This is a genomic window from Paenibacillus sp. FSL R5-192 (assembly GCF_000517845.1).
GTDB lineage: Bacteria > Bacillota > Bacilli > Paenibacillales > Paenibacillaceae > Paenibacillus > Paenibacillus amylolyticus.
On record NZ_ASPR01000079.1, the window covers coordinates 358993 to 376596 of the forward strand.

Below are 17604 nucleotides of genomic sequence, written 5' to 3' on the forward strand. Positions count from 1 at the left end.
GAATACATATGGAGAAGAATTTTAAATAACTTGCTGGCGAGAATGCTCGTTATCGGGAGTATAGTGCAGTAAATTATGATTCTTGTTCTTTTATGTTATAATGATTTAATGTCATTTGATTCATAATGTATATATCGATTTACAACAATAACTAAACAATCTAGGAAAGCGGGGAGATTCTCGTGCTGCTTCCACAAATTAAACAACCCAGTGATCTAAAGTCGATGTCTCAGGATGATCTTGCCCTTTTGTCGGCAGAGATCCGGCAGTTTCTGATTGAGAAACTGTCTGTTACAGGTGGGCATCTCGCACCCAACTTAGGCGTGGTTGAGCTCACGGTAGCCCTGCATTACTGTTATAACAGTCCAGCAGACAAAATGATTTTTGATGTAGGGCATCAGGCTTATGTGCATAAAGTCCTGACAGGGCGTATGGATCGTTTTGATACATTGCGTCAACATAACGGCCTGTGCGGGTTTGTCAAACGCAACGAAAGTGAACATGACGTTTGGGAAGCTGGACACAGCAGTACTTCATTGTCTGCTGCGATGGGGATGGCCCTTGCACGTGATCTGAAGGGTGAGGACAACCAAGTTATCGCGATGATTGGTGATGGAGCGCTTACAGGTGGTATGGCTTTTGAAGCCCTCAATCATATCGGTCATGAGCAGAGAAAACTGATGGTTATTCTGAATGATAATGAAATGTCCATTGCTCCAAACGTTGGGGCCATGCATAAATATTTGAGCAAGATTCGTTCGGATCGTCATTATCTGAAAGCAAAAGATGATGTCGAGGGCATGCTTAAAAAAATTCCTGCTATTGGGGACCGTTTGGCCAAATCGGCAAGCTGGATCAAAGATAGTGTCAAATATATGATGGTACCAGGTGTTCTTTTCGAAGAACTGGGCTTCACGTATTTGGGACCGATTGACGGGCATGATATTCCCAAATTGATCGAAACCTTCAAACAGGCAGATAACGTTGATGGCCCTGTGCTCGTTCACGTGCTCACGACCAAAGGCAAAGGTTATCAGCCAGCAGAAGCCGATTCGCACAAGTGGCACGGGATTTCTCCGTACAAAATTGAATCTGGGCAAGTGCTGAAGGCAGTCGGAAAACCGATGTACACGGAAGTGTTTGGTCAAACGTTAATTGATCTTGCGAAGCAGGATAAGCGGGTCGTAGCTGTAACGCCAGCAATGCCTACAGGATCAGGTCTTATTCCGTTCAGTAAGGAATTTCCCGATCGCATGATTGACGTAGGTATTGCAGAACAGCACGCGGCGACCATGTGTGCTGCACTGGCTATGGAAGGTTTGAAGCCGGTCTTTGCCGTGTATTCTACGTTTATGCAACGTGCTTATGATCAGATTGTACATGATATTTGCCGTCATAACGCCAACGTGATGTTTGCCATTGACCGTGCCGGGTTTGTTGGTCCGGATGGGGAAACACATCAAGGGGTATACGATGTGGCATTTATGCGCCATATTCCAAATATCGTTCTGATGATGCCAAAAGACGAAAATGAATTGCGTCATATGATGAAAACGGCGCTTGATTATAATGAAGGTCCAATTGCTTACCGTTATCCACGAAACAATGTGGTCGGTGTACCTTTGGATGATGTACTTGTTCCGATTCCAATCGGATCATGGGAGCAACTGCGTCCATCCGAGGGATATGCTGTCATCGCTTCAGGTTCGATGGTGCAGCTTGCAGAAGAAGCAGCAGAGATGGTGAAGCGGGAAGGTATCACAGCAGGCGTAATCAACGCTCGCTTCCTTAAACCTCTTGACGAGCAAATGTTGCGTGATTTAGCTGTTCGAGGCACCAAATTGATTGTACTTGAAGAAACATCCCAGGCAGGCAGCATGGGTAGTGCAGTTCTGGAGTTTTATGCAGAACAGGGACTACATGATGTTCATGTACAATTGATGGGGATTCCGGATCGCTTCATCGAGCATGGCAGTATTAAGGAACAACGTGAGGAAGTGGGTCTTACCGTTGAAAATGTATGTGCTGAACTGCGCAAGATGGCTGTTCAATCATCTTACGGCATACCAAAAACACGTTTTCCTTCGTAAATTTACATGATAGGAGACAGACATGTCACTCCCGAAAGAACGAATTGATGTTCTGCTGGTTGAGCAGGGCTATTATGAAAGTCGTGAGAAGGCAAAAGCTGCCATCATGGCTGGACTGGTATATGCCAATAATGAGCCGATCGAAAAGGCGGGCATGAAAATTCCAAGGGAAGCCGAGCTGAAAGTTAAAGGCTCGGTACATCCCTACGTCGGCAGAGGCGGATTGAAGCTCGAAAAAGCGATCCGTCATTTCGACCTTGATATGAATGGACTTGTCATGCTCGACATTGGTTCATCCACCGGTGGATTTACGGATTGTGCACTTCAGCATGGCGCATCTCACGTCTACGCTATTGATGTGGGCTATAATCAGCTCGATTGGTCTTTGCGTAATGATGAGCGGGTTACTGTTATGGAACGAACTAATTTCCGCTATGTGACTCCTGAAGATCTGACGGGACCCGTGCCGAACTTTGCGAGCATTGATGTGTCGTTCATTTCACTGCGAATCATATTGCCGCCACTTCTGGCTCTTTTGAAACAACCTGCAGATATCGTTGCATTGATTAAACCTCAATTTGAGGCAGGGCGTGAAAAAGTAGGCAAGTCCGGTGTGGTACGTGATACGAAGGTACACAAGGATGTATTGCAGACAATGCTTCATTTTTCCAGTCAACTTGGTTTACATCTGCAGAGTTTAACTTTTTCACCGATAACGGGTGGAGAAGGTAATATAGAATTTCTCGCACATTGGCGTCTGGAAGCACCAGAGGCAACACAACCAGAGATCGATCCAGCTTCACTTGACGCACTTGCGGAGCAAGTTGCAAAGGAAGCAGCTCATACATTTACGGGAAACTCATCATAAGATGGGTTTCTTTTCGCTGGAAAGGTGATTGACGTAAAGGGAAATCATTACTGAACCTCGAATATGTCTTCGAGGTGAGCGATAATGGATGGTCAATATGACACAATCTTTATAGGTGTACTTGCTGTCTGTTTGATCTTGTGGCTGTTTTTTGGCTTGCGTAATTGGGTGAACCGACCAACGCCGGTAAGCTTGTCTGGAATGCAACTGAACGTGAAGATTCAGGATTCCCCGGCCTTGGATTTGCTTGAAGCACAGGGTTACGAAGTCATCGGTGGCAAAATGAAAGTCCCTTTGGCTTTTGAGGCCAATGAATCCGTTTATTACAGCAGATTATTCATTGATTATGTTGCAGAACGTGAGGATCTCAGATACCTCGTGAAAACGTCTCGTCGCAGACAGCCAATCGATATGACCGGCCCTGCGCTAAGGGATCGCTTCCTCAATTATTTGTTGTTATATCCTGGCTGTGAAGGATTGCTGTATGTTGACGTGGAGGATTCCGATATTAAGTTAATCAGGCTCATGGACTATCAGGAAGATGTGTATGATGGGGATGATCTGGACTAATATAAAAGAATGAACATTGCAGGGCAAAGTCTGCGGCGAATTACAAATGCTGCTTTATTGCAATACATCTAACTGGAGGCATATATGAAAGGACAAAGGCACATCAAGATTCGTGAAATCATTAGTCAAAATGAAATTGAGACCCAGGATGATCTGGTTGAAGCACTACGCAAATCAGGTTTTCAGGTGACTCAGGCGACGGTATCCCGGGATATCAAGGAACTTCTGTTAATCAAGATTCCGATGGATGATGGAAGATACAAGTACTCTTTACCGACAGATCAACGATATAATCCGATTCAAAAGTTGAAGCGTGCACTCGTTGACAACTTCTTGCACATTGATCACACAAACAATCTGGTTGTGATGAAATGTTTGCCAGGAACAGCCAACTCCATTGCAGCTTTGCTTGATAATATTGAGTGGAATGAAGTCATGGGCACGATCTGTGGAGATGACACCATTCTGATTATCTGCCGGACTGAAGGTAACAGTGTGACCGTTATTGAGCGGATCATGGGTTACATTGCTTAAAGTGCGTGTTCAAAAAGATTGGTTTTCAGTACCGAGAAGATGGGATGAAGCTAGAAATGGAGTAGCGGAGCGTAGGGAAACTACGTGAGCAACTGCAATGTTTCCGAAGGAAACATACTTCGTAAGCATCCCACTTATTTCGGCTGAATTCCATATTCGATGCTGACGATGCCACAAGGCATCCTTCGTAATCAAAAGCGGACTTTTTGAACAACCTCTTGAATCAATGGTTCAAAAACATAATATCTGAGTTAGTCATCCGGAGGTGTTTTTGCAGATGTTAGTTACGTTATCGATTCGTAATCTGGCTGTGGTGGAAGAAGTGGACGTTGTATTCCATCCGGGATTCCATGTACTTTCAGGGGAAACGGGTGCAGGTAAGTCGATTATTATAGATGCACTTGGCTTAATTGCTGGTGGACGAAGTTCAGCTGATTTGATCCGGTACGGTTGTGATAAGGCAGAGATGGAAGCCTTGTTCGAGATGGAGCAGAGTCACCCGGTATGGCAGACATTAGAGAAGCTGGGTATCCATTGTGAGCCTGAAGAGCATCTGGTCATTCGACGTGAACTGAACACACAGGGGAAAAGTACGTCCCGCATTAATGGGCAATTGGTCAATCTGACCATGCTGCGGGAAGTAGGCGAGAAGCTGATCAATATTCATGGACAACATGAACATCAGAGTTTGCTACGCGCTGAGAGCCATCTGGGGCTTCTCGATACTTATGGCACGGAAGTCATCGGACCGATCAAAGCGAAGTACCAGGAGCGCTACAGCAAGTTTATCACGGCAGAAAAAGAACTGCGTGCGCTTCAGGAGTCCAGTCAGCGTGCATATCAACTCTTGGACATGTATCGCTTTCAGCTTGAGGAGATCGCAGCAGCAAGCCTTACACAAGGCGAGGATGAATTACTCGGGGAAGAACGGGTCAAACTATCCCATAGTGAGAAAATGATGGACAGTGTTGCTGGTGCATATGATCTGCTCAGTGGTCAACGCGGACTTGAAGCTGTGAGCATTGCTCTTTCAAGAATTGAAGACATTTCTGGATATGATAGCAAAGGACTGCAACCAATCGTAGAACAGCTACAATCTGCATTTTATCAATTGGAAGATGCAACATTTCAGTTAAGGGATTACCGGGAGAAGATTGAATTTAATCCGGCAAGGCTGGAAGAAGTGGAGCAAAGGCTGAATCTGATTTCTGGCCTCAGACGGAAATACGGGGACAGTGTTGAACTTATTCTGAGTTATTATGATCAGATTAGCCATGAAACCGACCAACTGGAGAACAAGGACGAACGGCTGGAAAAATTGCGAGCTGAACGTGACAAAATGCTTAACCTTGTGATGGAGTCTGCTGAAGAGCTCAGCAAGGTTCGTAAACAATGCGCCGAGGAACTAGCTGCACAGGTGGAAAGCGAGCTCAAGGATCTGCAAATGGAGCGGACTACACTGCGTGTTCAGATTACTCCTTTTGAAGATCCGAAGGGCATTGAATGGAATGGACGCCGTATTCGTCTGAATCGTCATGGTGCGGACAACGCGGAATTCCTGATCTCACCAAACCCGGGTGAGCCATTACGACCACTTGGCAAAATTGCTTCAGGTGGTGAGTTGTCCAGAATGATGCTGGCGATGAAGAGTATCTTTGCGCGACATGACCGGATACCTGTGTTGATTTTTGATGAAGTTGATACCGGAGTTAGCGGTAGAGCAGCTCAATCCATTGCGGAAAAACTGTTCCGTTTGTCTTCGACTTGTCAGGTTTTCTCAATAACTCACTTACCACAAGTGGCTTGTATGGCAGATCATCAGTATCTCATTGAGAAACATGTCTACGATGGACGGACAATGACGCAGGTGGAATCGCTGTCAGACGAAGGCAGAGTGAAGGAATTGGCACGTATGCTGGGCGGCGTGGAAATTACAGAAAAAACGCTGCATCACGCACAGGAAATGCTGAATTTGGCGGAAGCCAAAAAAGGGTGAAACGGACGGCTGGCGTAATGATTGACAGTAATAAAAGCCTGGGGGCGAGGTTATCTTAAAGGTACGCAATTGGCGACCACCTTTCGTCAAGCGAAAGAAGCAAAGGGAGTGTGACAGCCATTGAATTCCCCCCTCAGGAAGAAATTGCTAGGTCTTTTATTTGCCTTCTTTCTTTGTGTGATTAGCCAGGCTATTCAGCCTGTGCAAAGTTATGCTTCACTGCCGGATGAATTGCAGGTGTTTGCTGGCAGGCAAGCGGATGTCCGGCTCGCTGTACCTGCTGTTTCAAGCGCCGTTGTAGATCGTCCTGATATCGTTGGTTTGGATGATCAGGCAGCGATGCATGTTACCAGGCAACAACCTTTGCATCTTCACCCTCAACAGACGGGACATGCGAAATTAACGTTGAAGTTGTGGGGTAAAATTCCGGTCAAAACAGTCCATGTGAATGTGATACCGGATTTGCGTGTTGTACCCGGGGGTCAAACGATTGGCGTCAAAGTTAAATCGGCAGGCATTCTGGTGGTTGGACATCATCTGGTCCGTTCCGGTCAGGATGAGCGTGTATCGCCCGGAGAAACAGCGGGCATTAAGCTCGGAGATCTGATTACGCATATGGATGGAAAACGTCTGGATGGCGTAGCAGGTGTCTCTGAAGCCGTTGAACTTGCAGGGAAAAGTAAAAAAGGTATTGATGTTGTGTTAAAACGTGGTAAGGAAACGGTGAAGACACGATTAACTCCGGCATATGACTCCGAGGATCAAGCGTGGAGGCTTGGATTGTACATTCGTGATTCTGCAGCCGGTGTTGGCACACTTACCTTCTATGCTCCCGATCAGGGCGTATACGGTGCACTGGGCCATGTCATTACAGATATGAACACACAAACATCTATTGTTGTAGGTAGTGGTCAGATTGTTCAGTCCAATGTAACGTCAATTTCGAAGAGCGAGACTGGTGATCCGGGTGAAAAACGTGCTCATTTCCTCAAGGAAAGCAAAATTTTGGGCAATATTGAACGTAATACGGCTTTTGGTATCTTTGGTAAAATGTCCGGAAATCCTGAGCACAGTTTGTATTCGAAAGGCATTCCCGTCGCTTTTTCTCATGAAGTAAAGGAAGGACCGGCCGAAATACTTACCGTGGTTGACGGTCAACAAGTTGAACGCTTCTCCATTGACATTGTTCATGTGGCAGATCAAACTGAACCAGCAACAAAAGGTCTGGTACTTCGAATTACGGACCCGAAACTGCTGGATAAGACCGGAGGTATCGTTCAAGGGATGAGTGGCAGCCCCATTGTACAAAATGGTAAATTGATCGGTGCAGTTACTCATGTATTCGTGAATGATCCAAAATCGGGTTACGGTTGCTTCATTGAATGGATGTTACAAGATGCTGGCGTTATGATGAAAAAGGAAAACGATAAGAACCTCAAGGCTGGCTAAACAGCCCTGAGGTTCTTTTTTGTCGAAAGCAAACATAATATATCGGATAATGAAATAAATTATTTATTATATAGGATCAAGAAAAAAAAATAAAGAAAAATAATTTTCGACAGGAGGAATTTAACTGGCTGTGTCGAAAATTAAACGTGTAAGGAAATGTACGAAACGATGTTTAATTTAAAGGAGGATACCGTTTTGCAAAAAATTGAGGTATTGCTGGCCGATGATAATCGTGAATTTACGAATTTGCTTGCCGAATATATATCTGAGCAGGAAGATATGGAAGTAACCGGTATTGCATACAATGGAGAAGAAGTACTGCAATTGCTGGAGCAAACTCGGGATGTGCCGGATGTATTGATTCTGGATATTATCATGCCTCACCTGGACGGACTGGGTGTGCTTGAGCGCTTGCGCGACCTGAACCTGTCTCCACAGCCTAAAGTCATTATGCTTACGGCATTCGGACAAGAGAATATCACACAGCGTGCCGTGCAACTCGGAGCTTCTTATTATATTCTTAAGCCGTTTGACATGGAAGTGCTTGCGAATCGTGTGCGTCAACTGGTGGGAACACAGACGGCGATGTCCACAAGCAGCGGATCATCCATGTTCATGAAATCATCCAATGTTGTGCCAATGGGCAAACACAAAAATCTGGATGCAAATATTACGTCCATCATACATGAAATCGGCGTTCCTGCGCATATTAAAGGATATCAGTATTTGCGCGAAGCGATTACGATGGTGTATAACAATATCGAAATTTTGGGAGCGATCACCAAAACACTGTATCCAGCGATTGCCGAAAAATTCAAAACCACGCCGTCCCGCGTCGAACGTGCGATCCGCCATGCCATTGAAGTGGCTTGGACACGCGGCAACATCGACAGCATCAGCCACTTGTTTGGTTATACAATCAACATCAGCAAGTCTAAACCAACAAATAGCGAGTTCATCGCGATGGTTGCTGACAAGCTGAGAATTGAGCATAAGGTAAGCTGAAAGGGTCAGAGTAGTGAGCTGGCAAGTATAGTTTGGATTCAAATTTGATTCTAACCAAGGCGGGCTATATCTGAATTCGTTCATTTCATGCCGATAAACTTCTGTAATATATGCCAACGAATACCGTCATTTATTGGATTAAAGATATCCAGTAAATGACGGTATTTTTGCATAACGAAATAACACAGAACATGATGATGGAATTTAGTGTTGCATCATTGTTTCTGAATTTTGAGATCAAGCATTAAAATAAGCTCCCTATAGCAAAATTTAGAAAAGGAAATATTTCATAAACTTTTACCTTCAGTTAACGCTTTTTCAAGTAGAAAGTGGTACGATGTGACCATTGACAAAGACCTACATATATATTTGAAAAGTTCGGATAGATGCTACGAACAGAGGAGTAGAATAGTATGTTTACGCAAATAGGCCAGATTACTGAACCAATTCCTGTAGTACAATCTGATACAAAATGTGATATCGTCTATCATCTTTTCAAGTCCAATCCTAGTCTGGAAGGTATTGCTGTTATGGGGGAGAAGGGAGTGGCATTAATGATGCGGCCCCGATTCTTTCAGCAGATTGGCACCCAGTATGGCTATAATCTGTATATGGGACGTCCTGTAGAACTGGTGATGAACACACAGGCACTGGTCGTGGATTATTCGGAACAGATTACAGATGTCAGTGTTCTAGCCATGGACCGAGATGAAGGGGAAATATATGATCTTGTGTTGGTCACGTCAGGAAAAAGTTTCTTTGGAGCTGTGAGTATTCGGCGTTTGCTACTCGCTGTTGCTGATGTACGGGCTGAAATGGCGATTTTTATGAACCCGCTGACTGGTCTTCCTGGTAATCATATTATAGATGAAAGGCTGTCTCAGGCTCTTCAGATGGACCAATTTAGCGTACTGTACGTTGATCTCGATCAATTCAAATCCTACAATGATAGCTACGGCTTCAAAATGGGGGATCAGCTTATTCAGGCGACAGCTAACTTGCTTCGCAAGCTATTTGTTCCCCCTGAAGCTTTTCTTGGACATATCGGTGGTGATGATTTTATTACGATCCTGAATCACCATGATTACAAATATATTAGTGAGGAAGTCATCTCAGGTTTTGAGGAAATGAAAAAGACATTTTACAACGAATATGATTGGCATCATCAATATGTTCTGGGGGAAGGACGTTCCGGGCTAAATCGGCCCATTCCTCTCGTGTCGGTATCCATCGCCGTTGTAACCAATAACAAGCGAAAATATGAAAACATAGATCAGATAATTGATGAGGCCACACGCATCAAAAAAGGTTGTAAAGCGATTGCTGGAAGTATCATCTGTGCAAATGATACCGCCACTACTCCGTGCTAGACATAAAATTACGAGAACGTAGAGGACAGAGAGAATCTAAAGATGTGGGTCTAAAAGCTTTCTGTAAGAAAGCTTCTTCGGAAGCTGAGGCTTCGCTTCTATACTCATAACGTTAAAATACAGAAAAACCGCTATTTATCAGGAGTTAGTCACCTGTAATAGCGGTTCTATCATTGGATGCGAGTCAAAGGTTGTGTAGCAAACGAGCCACTTTAATCTTTAAGCTCATTATGTATACATAAAATTATGTTTGATCAATGCGTACTCAGATTCGAATATCGACAGATGGATATGAAGCAGCAGGAGATGTAGAAGCCGTAGTTTGCGGACCATTTCCTGATTCCTGATCTGTGGTTCCACCATCTGAAGGGTGCTCCTTATTTCCCGTTTTCTTTCCTTCATTTATTTCCTGATCTTCTTCTCCAGATGTTGCAGAGATAGGTGGTTGTATTCCCTTTTTAGGTGCGGGCTGATGGATCTCTTCCACCAGCTCCCCAATCTTCTGATTGACCTTGTTTAACTGGGAGTTGATGTCCTGGACGGTCTCTCGCTTTGCCTGAAAGACGGTGCGTTCTGAATTTTCCAACATCATTGATTTGCCTAGATCGAGATCATTTGCGGGAGGATTGATCTCGAGAACAAGTCGGTCAAAGCGGGTTTCTCCTTCGGTGGTCTGAATGGAGCCCTGCATGCGATCACGCAAACCGACCAGCTTACCCAATTGATCATAAGTCTGACTATGCTTGATCAGGTGATCGAGTGAAGGGGCTTGTGCCTCGTCGGTTGGTTTGGGTTGTTGCTGTTGAGCCTTTTCGGGCTGTCTTAATTTGTTCTTTTCTTGCAATTCTTCAGCTTTAATTTGGGCAATCTGGCTGTCGATCTGGGAAATGGAGCTTGTTAAGGATTTAATTCGCTGAGCTTTGGTTTTGGTATCCAACTCGTCATTGGTTTTTACACCTTGCATTTCTTCATTGAGCCGGATCTTCTGCTGCATGAGTCCCTGAATTTCTTTATCCCGATTGGAGACTTGATTCCCGGGAGTGAAACTGCTTTTGGTTGCAGATGAGATTGAATTCATATCCTCTGTTCTCCTTCTCCACTTTATCATGGTTCTATTTACATATATCGGATGTTAAGAGAAAGATTTGAATAGCTCTTGTTTCCTCGCAATGGATTCATTTTGCGTCGGTTGTATTGCGTACTTCATCATAATAATTGATAATGGTTATCAATAAGTGAGTAGAGTACAGACACAATTTATGTAGACGGAGATGGGTTAGCAAAATGTGGAATGATTATTATATCCTCTGGAACTATGCTGCGGTGAGCATAACAGATATCCGTTACATTGAATTAGAGGCATATGAAGAGATGAAATACAAATTTCCGACAAGTACCTTTGTACTCACCATTCAGGGTGATGCTGGAGTGACGATTGACAATCAAACATATGAAGTGAGTCGCTTTTATATTTTCCATGGGGGAAAAGGGAGTAAGTTGATGATTCGAGCAGGCGAATCCGGATTGCGCCTATATTACTTGATGTACAAAGCAAACCTGCCTAGTGGAGGGAGAAATGATCTGGGAAGGTTAATGGAGCGTATCAATCCGTTCCAAATGAACTATGGCTTTACCCCCGATATGCCAACCATTCTATATGAGCAATGGAAAAAGATGCACTTTTTGTGGGATCAAAAGAACCCTATTCAGCACTTTCAGGCGAAGAGTTTGTTTTATGCATTTGTGGAGCAGATCTCATCACAGATTCCTCGTGTATCCAATCGCTATCTAAGTATGTTGGATCAGGTTAGCAAAGTCATTGAAATTGTAGAGTCTTCCTACACCCAGCCACTTACACTTCATGTTTTAGCAGAAATGATTGGCACCAGTCCAAGAAGTTTGTCACGCAAGTTCAAGCAGTCGACGGGATATAGTCCCATCGATTATCTGATTCAGTTTCGTTTGTTCAAAGCCAAGGAGATGTTGCTGCAAACGGACGCCACATTGGATGAGATCGCAGCAGGCATCGGTTATCCTGATGGATATTATTTGGGACGTATGTTCAAGAAACATACAGGTCTTTCTCCTTTGCAATTTAAAGAAAAGACCTCAGCACCCCTATATTGGCCTGATCTGACATCAGGTGTGGCGCGAAATGACATTTTCAGAGGTGGAAGTGGAAGGTATGTTTATACTGATGGTGATAATCATTATCAATATAAACACGGAGGGTCAATAAATATGAACAGACAGACAAGAACGGGAATGTTGCTTAGTATTTTACTAAGTCTTACGTTACTGCTAAGTGCCTGCTCTACAGGTGTTGCCAGTAATTCGAGCGGGGATGCTTCTGGAAGCAAAAGTACATCAAGTTCCACAAACACAGTAACAGCGGGTAATCACACCAAAACATCTGAACCACGTATAATCTCAACGGTGAAGGGAGATATTACAATTCCGGCTGAACCTAAACGGATTGTGGTTGACTTGTATCTGGGAAGCTTGATCGCTCTGGGGATCAAACCTGTGGGTACACCCGAGATGAACCTGAAAAATCCTTATTTTATCAGCTCACTTGAGGGTGTGCAGAATATTGGTGAATATGAAACCATCTCTCTAGAAAAGGTGTTGGAACTTGAACCGGATCTCATTGTGACAGGTAATCCTGATTTATTTGATTCCTTTAGCAAAATTGCACCTACCTTGGTTGTACCTTATGGTGAATTGAAAAATACCCACGAAGAAATTACCTATTTCGGTGAAGTGTTAAATAAAGAAAAAGAATCTGAGGCATGGTTAGCCGATTATGATGCAAGAATTGCAGATGCCAAGAAACGTGTTAGTGAGGCAATTGATCCGCAGGCCGAGGTGTCGGTCATGCAGTTCTATGATAAAGCACCGTTGGTCTTTGGTGATAATTTTGGTCGGGGAGGTCAGGCAGTCTACAGCGCGCTTGGTTTGAATCCTCCTGCAGATAAAAAAGAGATTTTAATGAAGGATCAACTGGTTGAAGTTTCATCGGAAGCGATTCCTGAATTTGCCGGAGACTATATCATTCTAACAGCAGATAATCTGACCCTGGAAGAGTTGAAATCGAAACCGGTCTGGAGTTCACTGGATGCGGTTAAAAATGATCGTGTGTTTATCTGGAGCCCGGATCGTTCATGGTACTTTGACCCGATTGCAACATTGGATCAAACAGAGGAATTGGCCGCGTGGTTTAAGAAGATCTCTGAACCAAATTAAGTCTAACAAGTGATTGATGAGATGAAATCCAATTCCATTCTAAATTTCAGTTGATAATGAAAATTATTATCATTTATAATAAAGGTACATTAGTGAACCACTGCTAGGCATATGTTATCGGATGTGTGGCAGAATGATGACCTTGTAAGGCCTTTGTTCCGGGTGAGGTTGGGATTGGAGAGTATTCGATGCAATTAGACGAACAGATGAAATGCTGGAATCATGCCGCTGTTAAGGTTCTGGATATACGCCGAATCGTTATGGAGGCAGGGGCACAACTGAGTTCCTACACACTTCCGGCAAATGGTTTTATATATACGATTCGAGGATCTGCTGTGCTTCAGTTGGATGGACAAACATACAAGGCAGAGCGGTTCTACATGCTTCATGGGGCCAAAGGATCTTCACTGGATATCCAAACCAACGAAGATTTCGAATATATTCTGCTTTATTACAGAGCATTTCTTGCCTTTCCTAGTTATCGTAAAAAGTGGTTATTGGCACAGCCGGAAGTTGCACCGTTCTCTTTGCAATATGGATTTGCACCGAGTAGTCCGCTGGGGTTATTACGTTACCTTGATGAGCTTGAGGGTGCATGGATTCAATCTGGCAGTCTGGATCTGCTTCATACAAAAAGTTTATTTTACCAGTTCATTCATGAAATGATGGTTCAATTGGCAGAGCAGGAGATCAAAACAGAGCTTGCTGACCCGGTGAAACAAACACTTCGTTATATACAGAATCATTATAGGGAACAGGTCACGCTTGATTTCCTGGCTGAACAGTTCAACTACAGCTCCCGTCATTTATCCATGCAATTCAAACGACAGACGGGTCACAGTCCCATTGATTATTTAATTCAGACCCGAATCGCTAAGGCTCGCAATCTGCTTTTGCGATCTGATGCAACGCTGAGTGAAATTGCAGCAGAAGTAGGTTATTCGGATGTGTATTATTTTAGTCGTATCTTCAAAAAACATGTGGGGATCTCTCCGATACAGTATCAACGAAAGATGAGAGAAGAAGCGAAAACAGAGGATCGTCCATTGGTAATCTCTGAATCGTCCATTGGCCGAAGATGGAAGTCGGGATATATTGATTATGAGAATCATTATCAATATATAGACGGAGGGTCTACACCAATGAAAAGAAGAAAAACAAGTTCCAGTATGATTATGGTTGCATTATTGAGCATAACGATGCTCCTCGCAGCCTGCTCTTCGGGTACAGCAACAACACCAGCAGCTGGCGAAGGAACGGGTGCCAGTTCCAATAACAGCAGTACGGCAGTATCATCAGACACAGGAAGCCAGACAAACAAAGACAATGAAACACGCACGGTCTCAACGGTTAAGGGCGACGTAGTTGTTCCAGCGAATCCGAAACGGGTTGTTGTACTATATCTCCAGGGAGACGTCGTTGCGCTTGGAATTAAGCCAATTGCTACATCTGAAGTATTCAACGGGGCTGCCTACAAGAGTGAGCTTGAAGGTGTAAATTCACTAGGCACCTGGTTCGAACCGAATCCTGAAGCTGTCATTGACCTTGATCCGGATCTGATCATTGTTCCTTCAGAAGAGACGTATACTTTGTTAAAGGATATCGCACCAACGGTATATATTCCATACGAGAAAATGACAACAGAAGAAAGACTCCAGAGTATAGCGAGTATTTTTGGCAAAGAACAGGAAGCTGAGACATTAATCAATAATCTTAATAGCAAAGTCGAAGAGAGTAAGCAAACACTAGCAGATGCAGGCATATTGGACAAAACGGTTTCCATTGTGGAGGGCGGTTTGAAAGGTATGGTCGTTGTAGAGAGCAAGCAATATGGCCGAGGATCTCAGGCATTATATGAATACTTGGGGATGAAAGCACCTGAAGTGGTACAAAAGAAAATTGATGTAGTTTCGGAAGCGGGAGGCTCCAATTTATCCATGGAAGTACTGCCTGAGTATATCGGGGACTACGTGTTTCGTTCGGTGTATGAAGGGGCAGATAACCTTACGGATGATCCAATATGGAGCAGCATCCCGGCTGTTAAAGAAGGTCGTCTGATTGAGATTGATTTCGATTTCTTCTATTATTCGGATATCTATTCAATTAATAAACAACTTGATTTTGTCGTTGAAAAGCTGTTGGCGGCTCCAAGAGCGCAATAGTAAAGAGCAGATGTGTTCGTAGAATTTTTGTACAAGAAATGTTTGTTTTTTAGCCATTGTATTTTGATAAGATTACCATTACACTAGGATTTAAGTGATAATGAGAATCGATATCAAATACTCGATGTTCTGGATCGAATTAACGGAGGTATTTTTAATATGAATCAGCAGTTGGAACTTTATGATGTAACCATTATCGGCGGTGGCCCTGCGGGCATGTACTCTGCCTTTTATAGCGGCATGCGGGATATGAAGACCAAGTTGATTGAGGCACGTGACAGATTGGGAGGTCGCATGCTCTTTTATCCGGAGAAAATGATCTGGGATGTCGGGGGTGTGACGCCAATTCTGTGTGAAGATCTGATCAAACAATTGGAAGAACAGGCAAGGACTTTTGAGCCAACCCTCGTATTTGAACAACAGATCGAAGGATTCGAGCGTCAACCTGATGGCACAATTCTGTTAACTTCTGCAACAGGTGAGCAACACTGGACACGTACCGTCATTATGGCAATCGGATATGGTATATATAAAATGGCCAAGCTGGAGCTTGAAGGTGCAGACCGCTATGAGGTTAGCAATCTGCACTATACTGTGCAGGAACTAGAGCCATTCCGTGGTAAACGTGTGCTAATCTCGGGTGGAGGCGACTCTGCTGTGGACTGGGCGAATGAACTGGAAGCACTGGCAGAGCAAGTTACGGTTGTGCATCGTCGTGACCGCTTTGGCGGGTTGGAGCGTAATGTACTGCGTATGAGAGAATCCTCTGTAGATGTCCGTACACCTTACGCGGTAGAGACCTTGCATAGTAAGAGTGGTGATGTGATTGAACAGGTGACCATCTCACATGTGGACACAGGTGAAACTGAACTGCTTGAAGTCGATGCTGTCATTGTAAACCATGGCATGAAGAGTGACTTTGGTCCAATCCGGGATTGGGGACTTGATCTTGGAGAATGGCATGTCACTACAACGGAGAGATTGCAAACCAATATTCCCGGCGTGTTTGGCGCAGGCGATTTTGTAGATTATGGTAGCAAACTGTACCTGATTGCGGGTACTTTCACAGATGCAGCCCTAGCGGTAAACAGTGCGAAGCTTTACATGGACCCTGAAGCGGAGAAAGTGGCTTATGTTTCTTCCCATAACAGTCGTTTCAAGGAGAAAAATAAAGCCCTTGGCGTTGTAGAAGAATAAAGGTCTTCGATCGGTTATATTAAGATGACTTCGAGTTCATTCGAGGCCACTGAAAAAGTCCAACATCTATAAACAGATATCCCTCCTCATTTTTTTGAGGAGGGATATCTGTTTTCCTGTATAATTAAATGATTAATTTCAGGTGGTGTCTCGGATGATTTCAAACCAACAATCTCTTAACCTTAGTGCATTTATGGACATATACGATATCGTCGTACCTAAAGATAATATGCTTCGTCAAATCAATGATCTCGTAGATTTTTCATTTGTTCAGGTAGAATTGCAACATAGATACTGCCTCGACAATGGTCGCAATGCAGTGCCTCCCATTCGAATGTTTAAATACCTATTGTTGAAATCCATTTTCGATGTATCCGATGCGGATGTTGTGGAACGTTCTAAATATGACATGTCCTTTAAGTACTTTTTAGATATGGCGCCTGAAGATGAAGTCATTAATCCTAGTTCACTAACGAAGTTTCGCAAGCTTCGCCTGAAAGATGTGAACCTCCTCGACATACTTATTCAAAAGACCATGGAGATCGCGTTGGAAAAAGAAATTATCAAAAGCAGTGCAATTATTGTGGATGCCACCCATACGAAAGCGCGATTTAATCAGCTATCACCCAAAGAAATATTAGTGCAAAAGTCTAAGTTGTTGAGAAAATCCGTTTACAAGATCGATGAAAAAATGAAGGATAAATTCCCACCGAAAACAACGACGAACGAATTATCTGATGAACTGGACTATTGCCAAAAAGTTGTAGATACAGTAGAAAAAGAAGAATCCCTCCGTGAATACCCAAAGGTGAAAGAAAAGCTGAACTACTTAAAAGAAATCATAGCTGATCACCATGAGCACTTTCAACTCAGCAATGATCCAGATGCACGAATAGGTCACAAAACGGCAGACTCCTCGTTCTTCGGTTACAAAACACATTTTGCTATGAATGGAGAACGAATTATTACAGCTGCGGTAATTACGACTGGCGAGAAAAGTGATGGAAAACAACTCCAAACTCTCATTGAAAAAAGTCGCGACACAGGTATGAAGATCGATACCGTCATTGGAGATACTGCCTATTCTGAAAAAGATAATATTCAATATGCCAATCAC

At 43.7% G+C, this 17604-nt stretch carries 13 protein-coding genes; 12 read left to right on the top strand and 1 reads right to left on the bottom strand.

Annotated elements, in window-relative coordinates:
- Positions 1-182: 182 nt before the first annotated feature.
- The 8 genes from dxs to C161_RS31235 all read left to right on the top strand — a co-directional run bounded on the left by dxs (position 183) and on the right by C161_RS31235 (position 9882).
- The gene (dxs, locus tag C161_RS31200) at positions 183-2090 is read left to right on the top strand and encodes a 1-deoxy-D-xylulose-5-phosphate synthase (protein ID WP_036614362.1); all 1908 of its coding nucleotides are present in this window, start codon (positions 183-185) and stop codon (positions 2088-2090) included.
- Between the two features lie 22 nt (positions 2091-2112).
- Entirely contained in the window at positions 2113-2958 is an 846-nt protein-coding gene (locus tag C161_RS31205) for a TlyA family RNA methyltransferase (protein ID WP_036614359.1), read from the top strand.
- 84 nt (positions 2959-3042) lie between these two features.
- Positions 3043-3528: a hypothetical protein gene (locus C161_RS31210; RefSeq protein ID WP_036614357.1), complete on the top strand. Its 486-nt coding sequence runs from the start codon at positions 3043-3045 to the stop codon at positions 3526-3528.
- An 84-nt stretch (positions 3529-3612) separates the two neighbouring features.
- Entirely contained in the window at positions 3613-4062 is a 450-nt protein-coding gene (gene ahrC / locus C161_RS31215) for a transcriptional regulator AhrC/ArgR (protein WP_017687604.1), read from the top strand.
- 277 nt (positions 4063-4339) lie between these two features.
- Positions 4340-6058 carry a DNA repair protein RecN gene (gene recN / locus C161_RS31220; protein ID WP_036675007.1) on the top strand — a complete coding sequence of 573 codons (1719 nt, stop codon included), beginning with the start codon at positions 4340-4342 and terminating at the stop codon, positions 6056-6058.
- Between the two features lie 120 nt (positions 6059-6178).
- The gene (gene spoIVB, locus C161_RS31225) at positions 6179-7507 is read left to right on the top strand and encodes a SpoIVB peptidase (RefSeq protein ID WP_036675010.1); all 1329 of its coding nucleotides are present in this window, start codon (positions 6179-6181) and stop codon (positions 7505-7507) included.
- Positions 7508-7702: 195 nt separating this feature from the next.
- Entirely contained in the window at positions 7703-8512 is an 810-nt protein-coding gene (spo0A, locus tag C161_RS31230) for a sporulation transcription factor Spo0A (protein WP_036614349.1), read from the top strand.
- Positions 8513-8925: 413 nt separating this feature from the next.
- Positions 8926-9882, top strand: coding sequence for a GGDEF domain-containing protein (locus tag C161_RS31235; protein WP_036675011.1), 957 nt, complete (start codon positions 8926-8928; stop codon positions 9880-9882).
- 265 nt (positions 9883-10147) lie between these two features.
- Here the strand turns inward: C161_RS31235 and C161_RS31240 are convergent, their stop codons facing one another.
- Positions 10148-10960, bottom strand: a complete 813-nt coding sequence (locus C161_RS31240; protein ID WP_036675013.1) for a hypothetical protein — start codon at positions 10958-10960, stop codon at positions 10148-10150.
- A 206-nt stretch (positions 10961-11166) separates the two neighbouring features.
- Between C161_RS31240 and C161_RS31245 the strand changes: the two genes are divergently transcribed.
- The 4 genes from C161_RS31245 to C161_RS31260 form a co-directional block, all read left to right on the top strand.
- Positions 11167-13128: an AraC family transcriptional regulator gene (locus C161_RS31245; protein WP_036675016.1), complete on the top strand. Its 1962-nt coding sequence runs from the start codon at positions 11167-11169 to the stop codon at positions 13126-13128.
- Between the two features lie 188 nt (positions 13129-13316).
- Complete coding sequence (locus C161_RS31250; protein WP_036675017.1) at positions 13317-15290, top strand: AraC family transcriptional regulator; 1974 nt, start codon at positions 13317-13319, stop codon at positions 15288-15290.
- 159 nt (positions 15291-15449) lie between these two features.
- Complete coding sequence (locus tag C161_RS31255; RefSeq protein WP_036675019.1) at positions 15450-16487, top strand: NAD(P)/FAD-dependent oxidoreductase; 1038 nt, start codon at positions 15450-15452, stop codon at positions 16485-16487.
- Positions 16488-16641: 154 nt separating this feature from the next.
- Positions 16642-17604 (top strand): IS1182 family transposase (locus C161_RS31260; protein WP_036675020.1); only part of this gene is annotated, 963 nt, incomplete at its 3' end.

What these genes read in the sequence shown, in the direction of transcription:
- C161_RS31205 (WP_036614359.1), top strand. Translation starts at nt 2,113, where the DNA reads ATGTCACTCCCGAAAGAACGAATTGATGTTCTGCTGGTTGAGCAGGGC.
- C161_RS31210 (WP_036614357.1), top strand. Translation starts at nt 3,043, where the DNA reads ATGGATGGTCAATATGACACAATCTTTATAGGTGTACTTGCTGTCTGT.
- ahrC (WP_017687604.1), top strand. Translation starts at nt 3,613, where the DNA reads ATGAAAGGACAAAGGCACATCAAGATTCGTGAAATCATTAGTCAAAAT.
- recN (WP_036675007.1), top strand. Translation starts at nt 4,340, where the DNA reads ATGTTAGTTACGTTATCGATTCGTAATCTGGCTGTGGTGGAAGAAGTG.
- C161_RS31235 (WP_036675011.1), top strand. Translation starts at nt 8,926, where the DNA reads ATGTTTACGCAAATAGGCCAGATTACTGAACCAATTCCTGTAGTACAA.
- C161_RS31240 (WP_036675013.1), bottom strand. Translation starts at nt 10,960, where the DNA reads ATGAATTCAATCTCATCTGCAACCAAAAGCAGTTTCACTCCCGGGAAT.
- C161_RS31245 (WP_036675016.1), top strand. Translation starts at nt 11,167, where the DNA reads ATGTGGAATGATTATTATATCCTCTGGAACTATGCTGCGGTGAGCATA.
- C161_RS31250 (WP_036675017.1), top strand. Translation starts at nt 13,317, where the DNA reads ATGCAATTAGACGAACAGATGAAATGCTGGAATCATGCCGCTGTTAAG.
- C161_RS31255 (WP_036675019.1), top strand. Translation starts at nt 15,450, where the DNA reads ATGAATCAGCAGTTGGAACTTTATGATGTAACCATTATCGGCGGTGGC.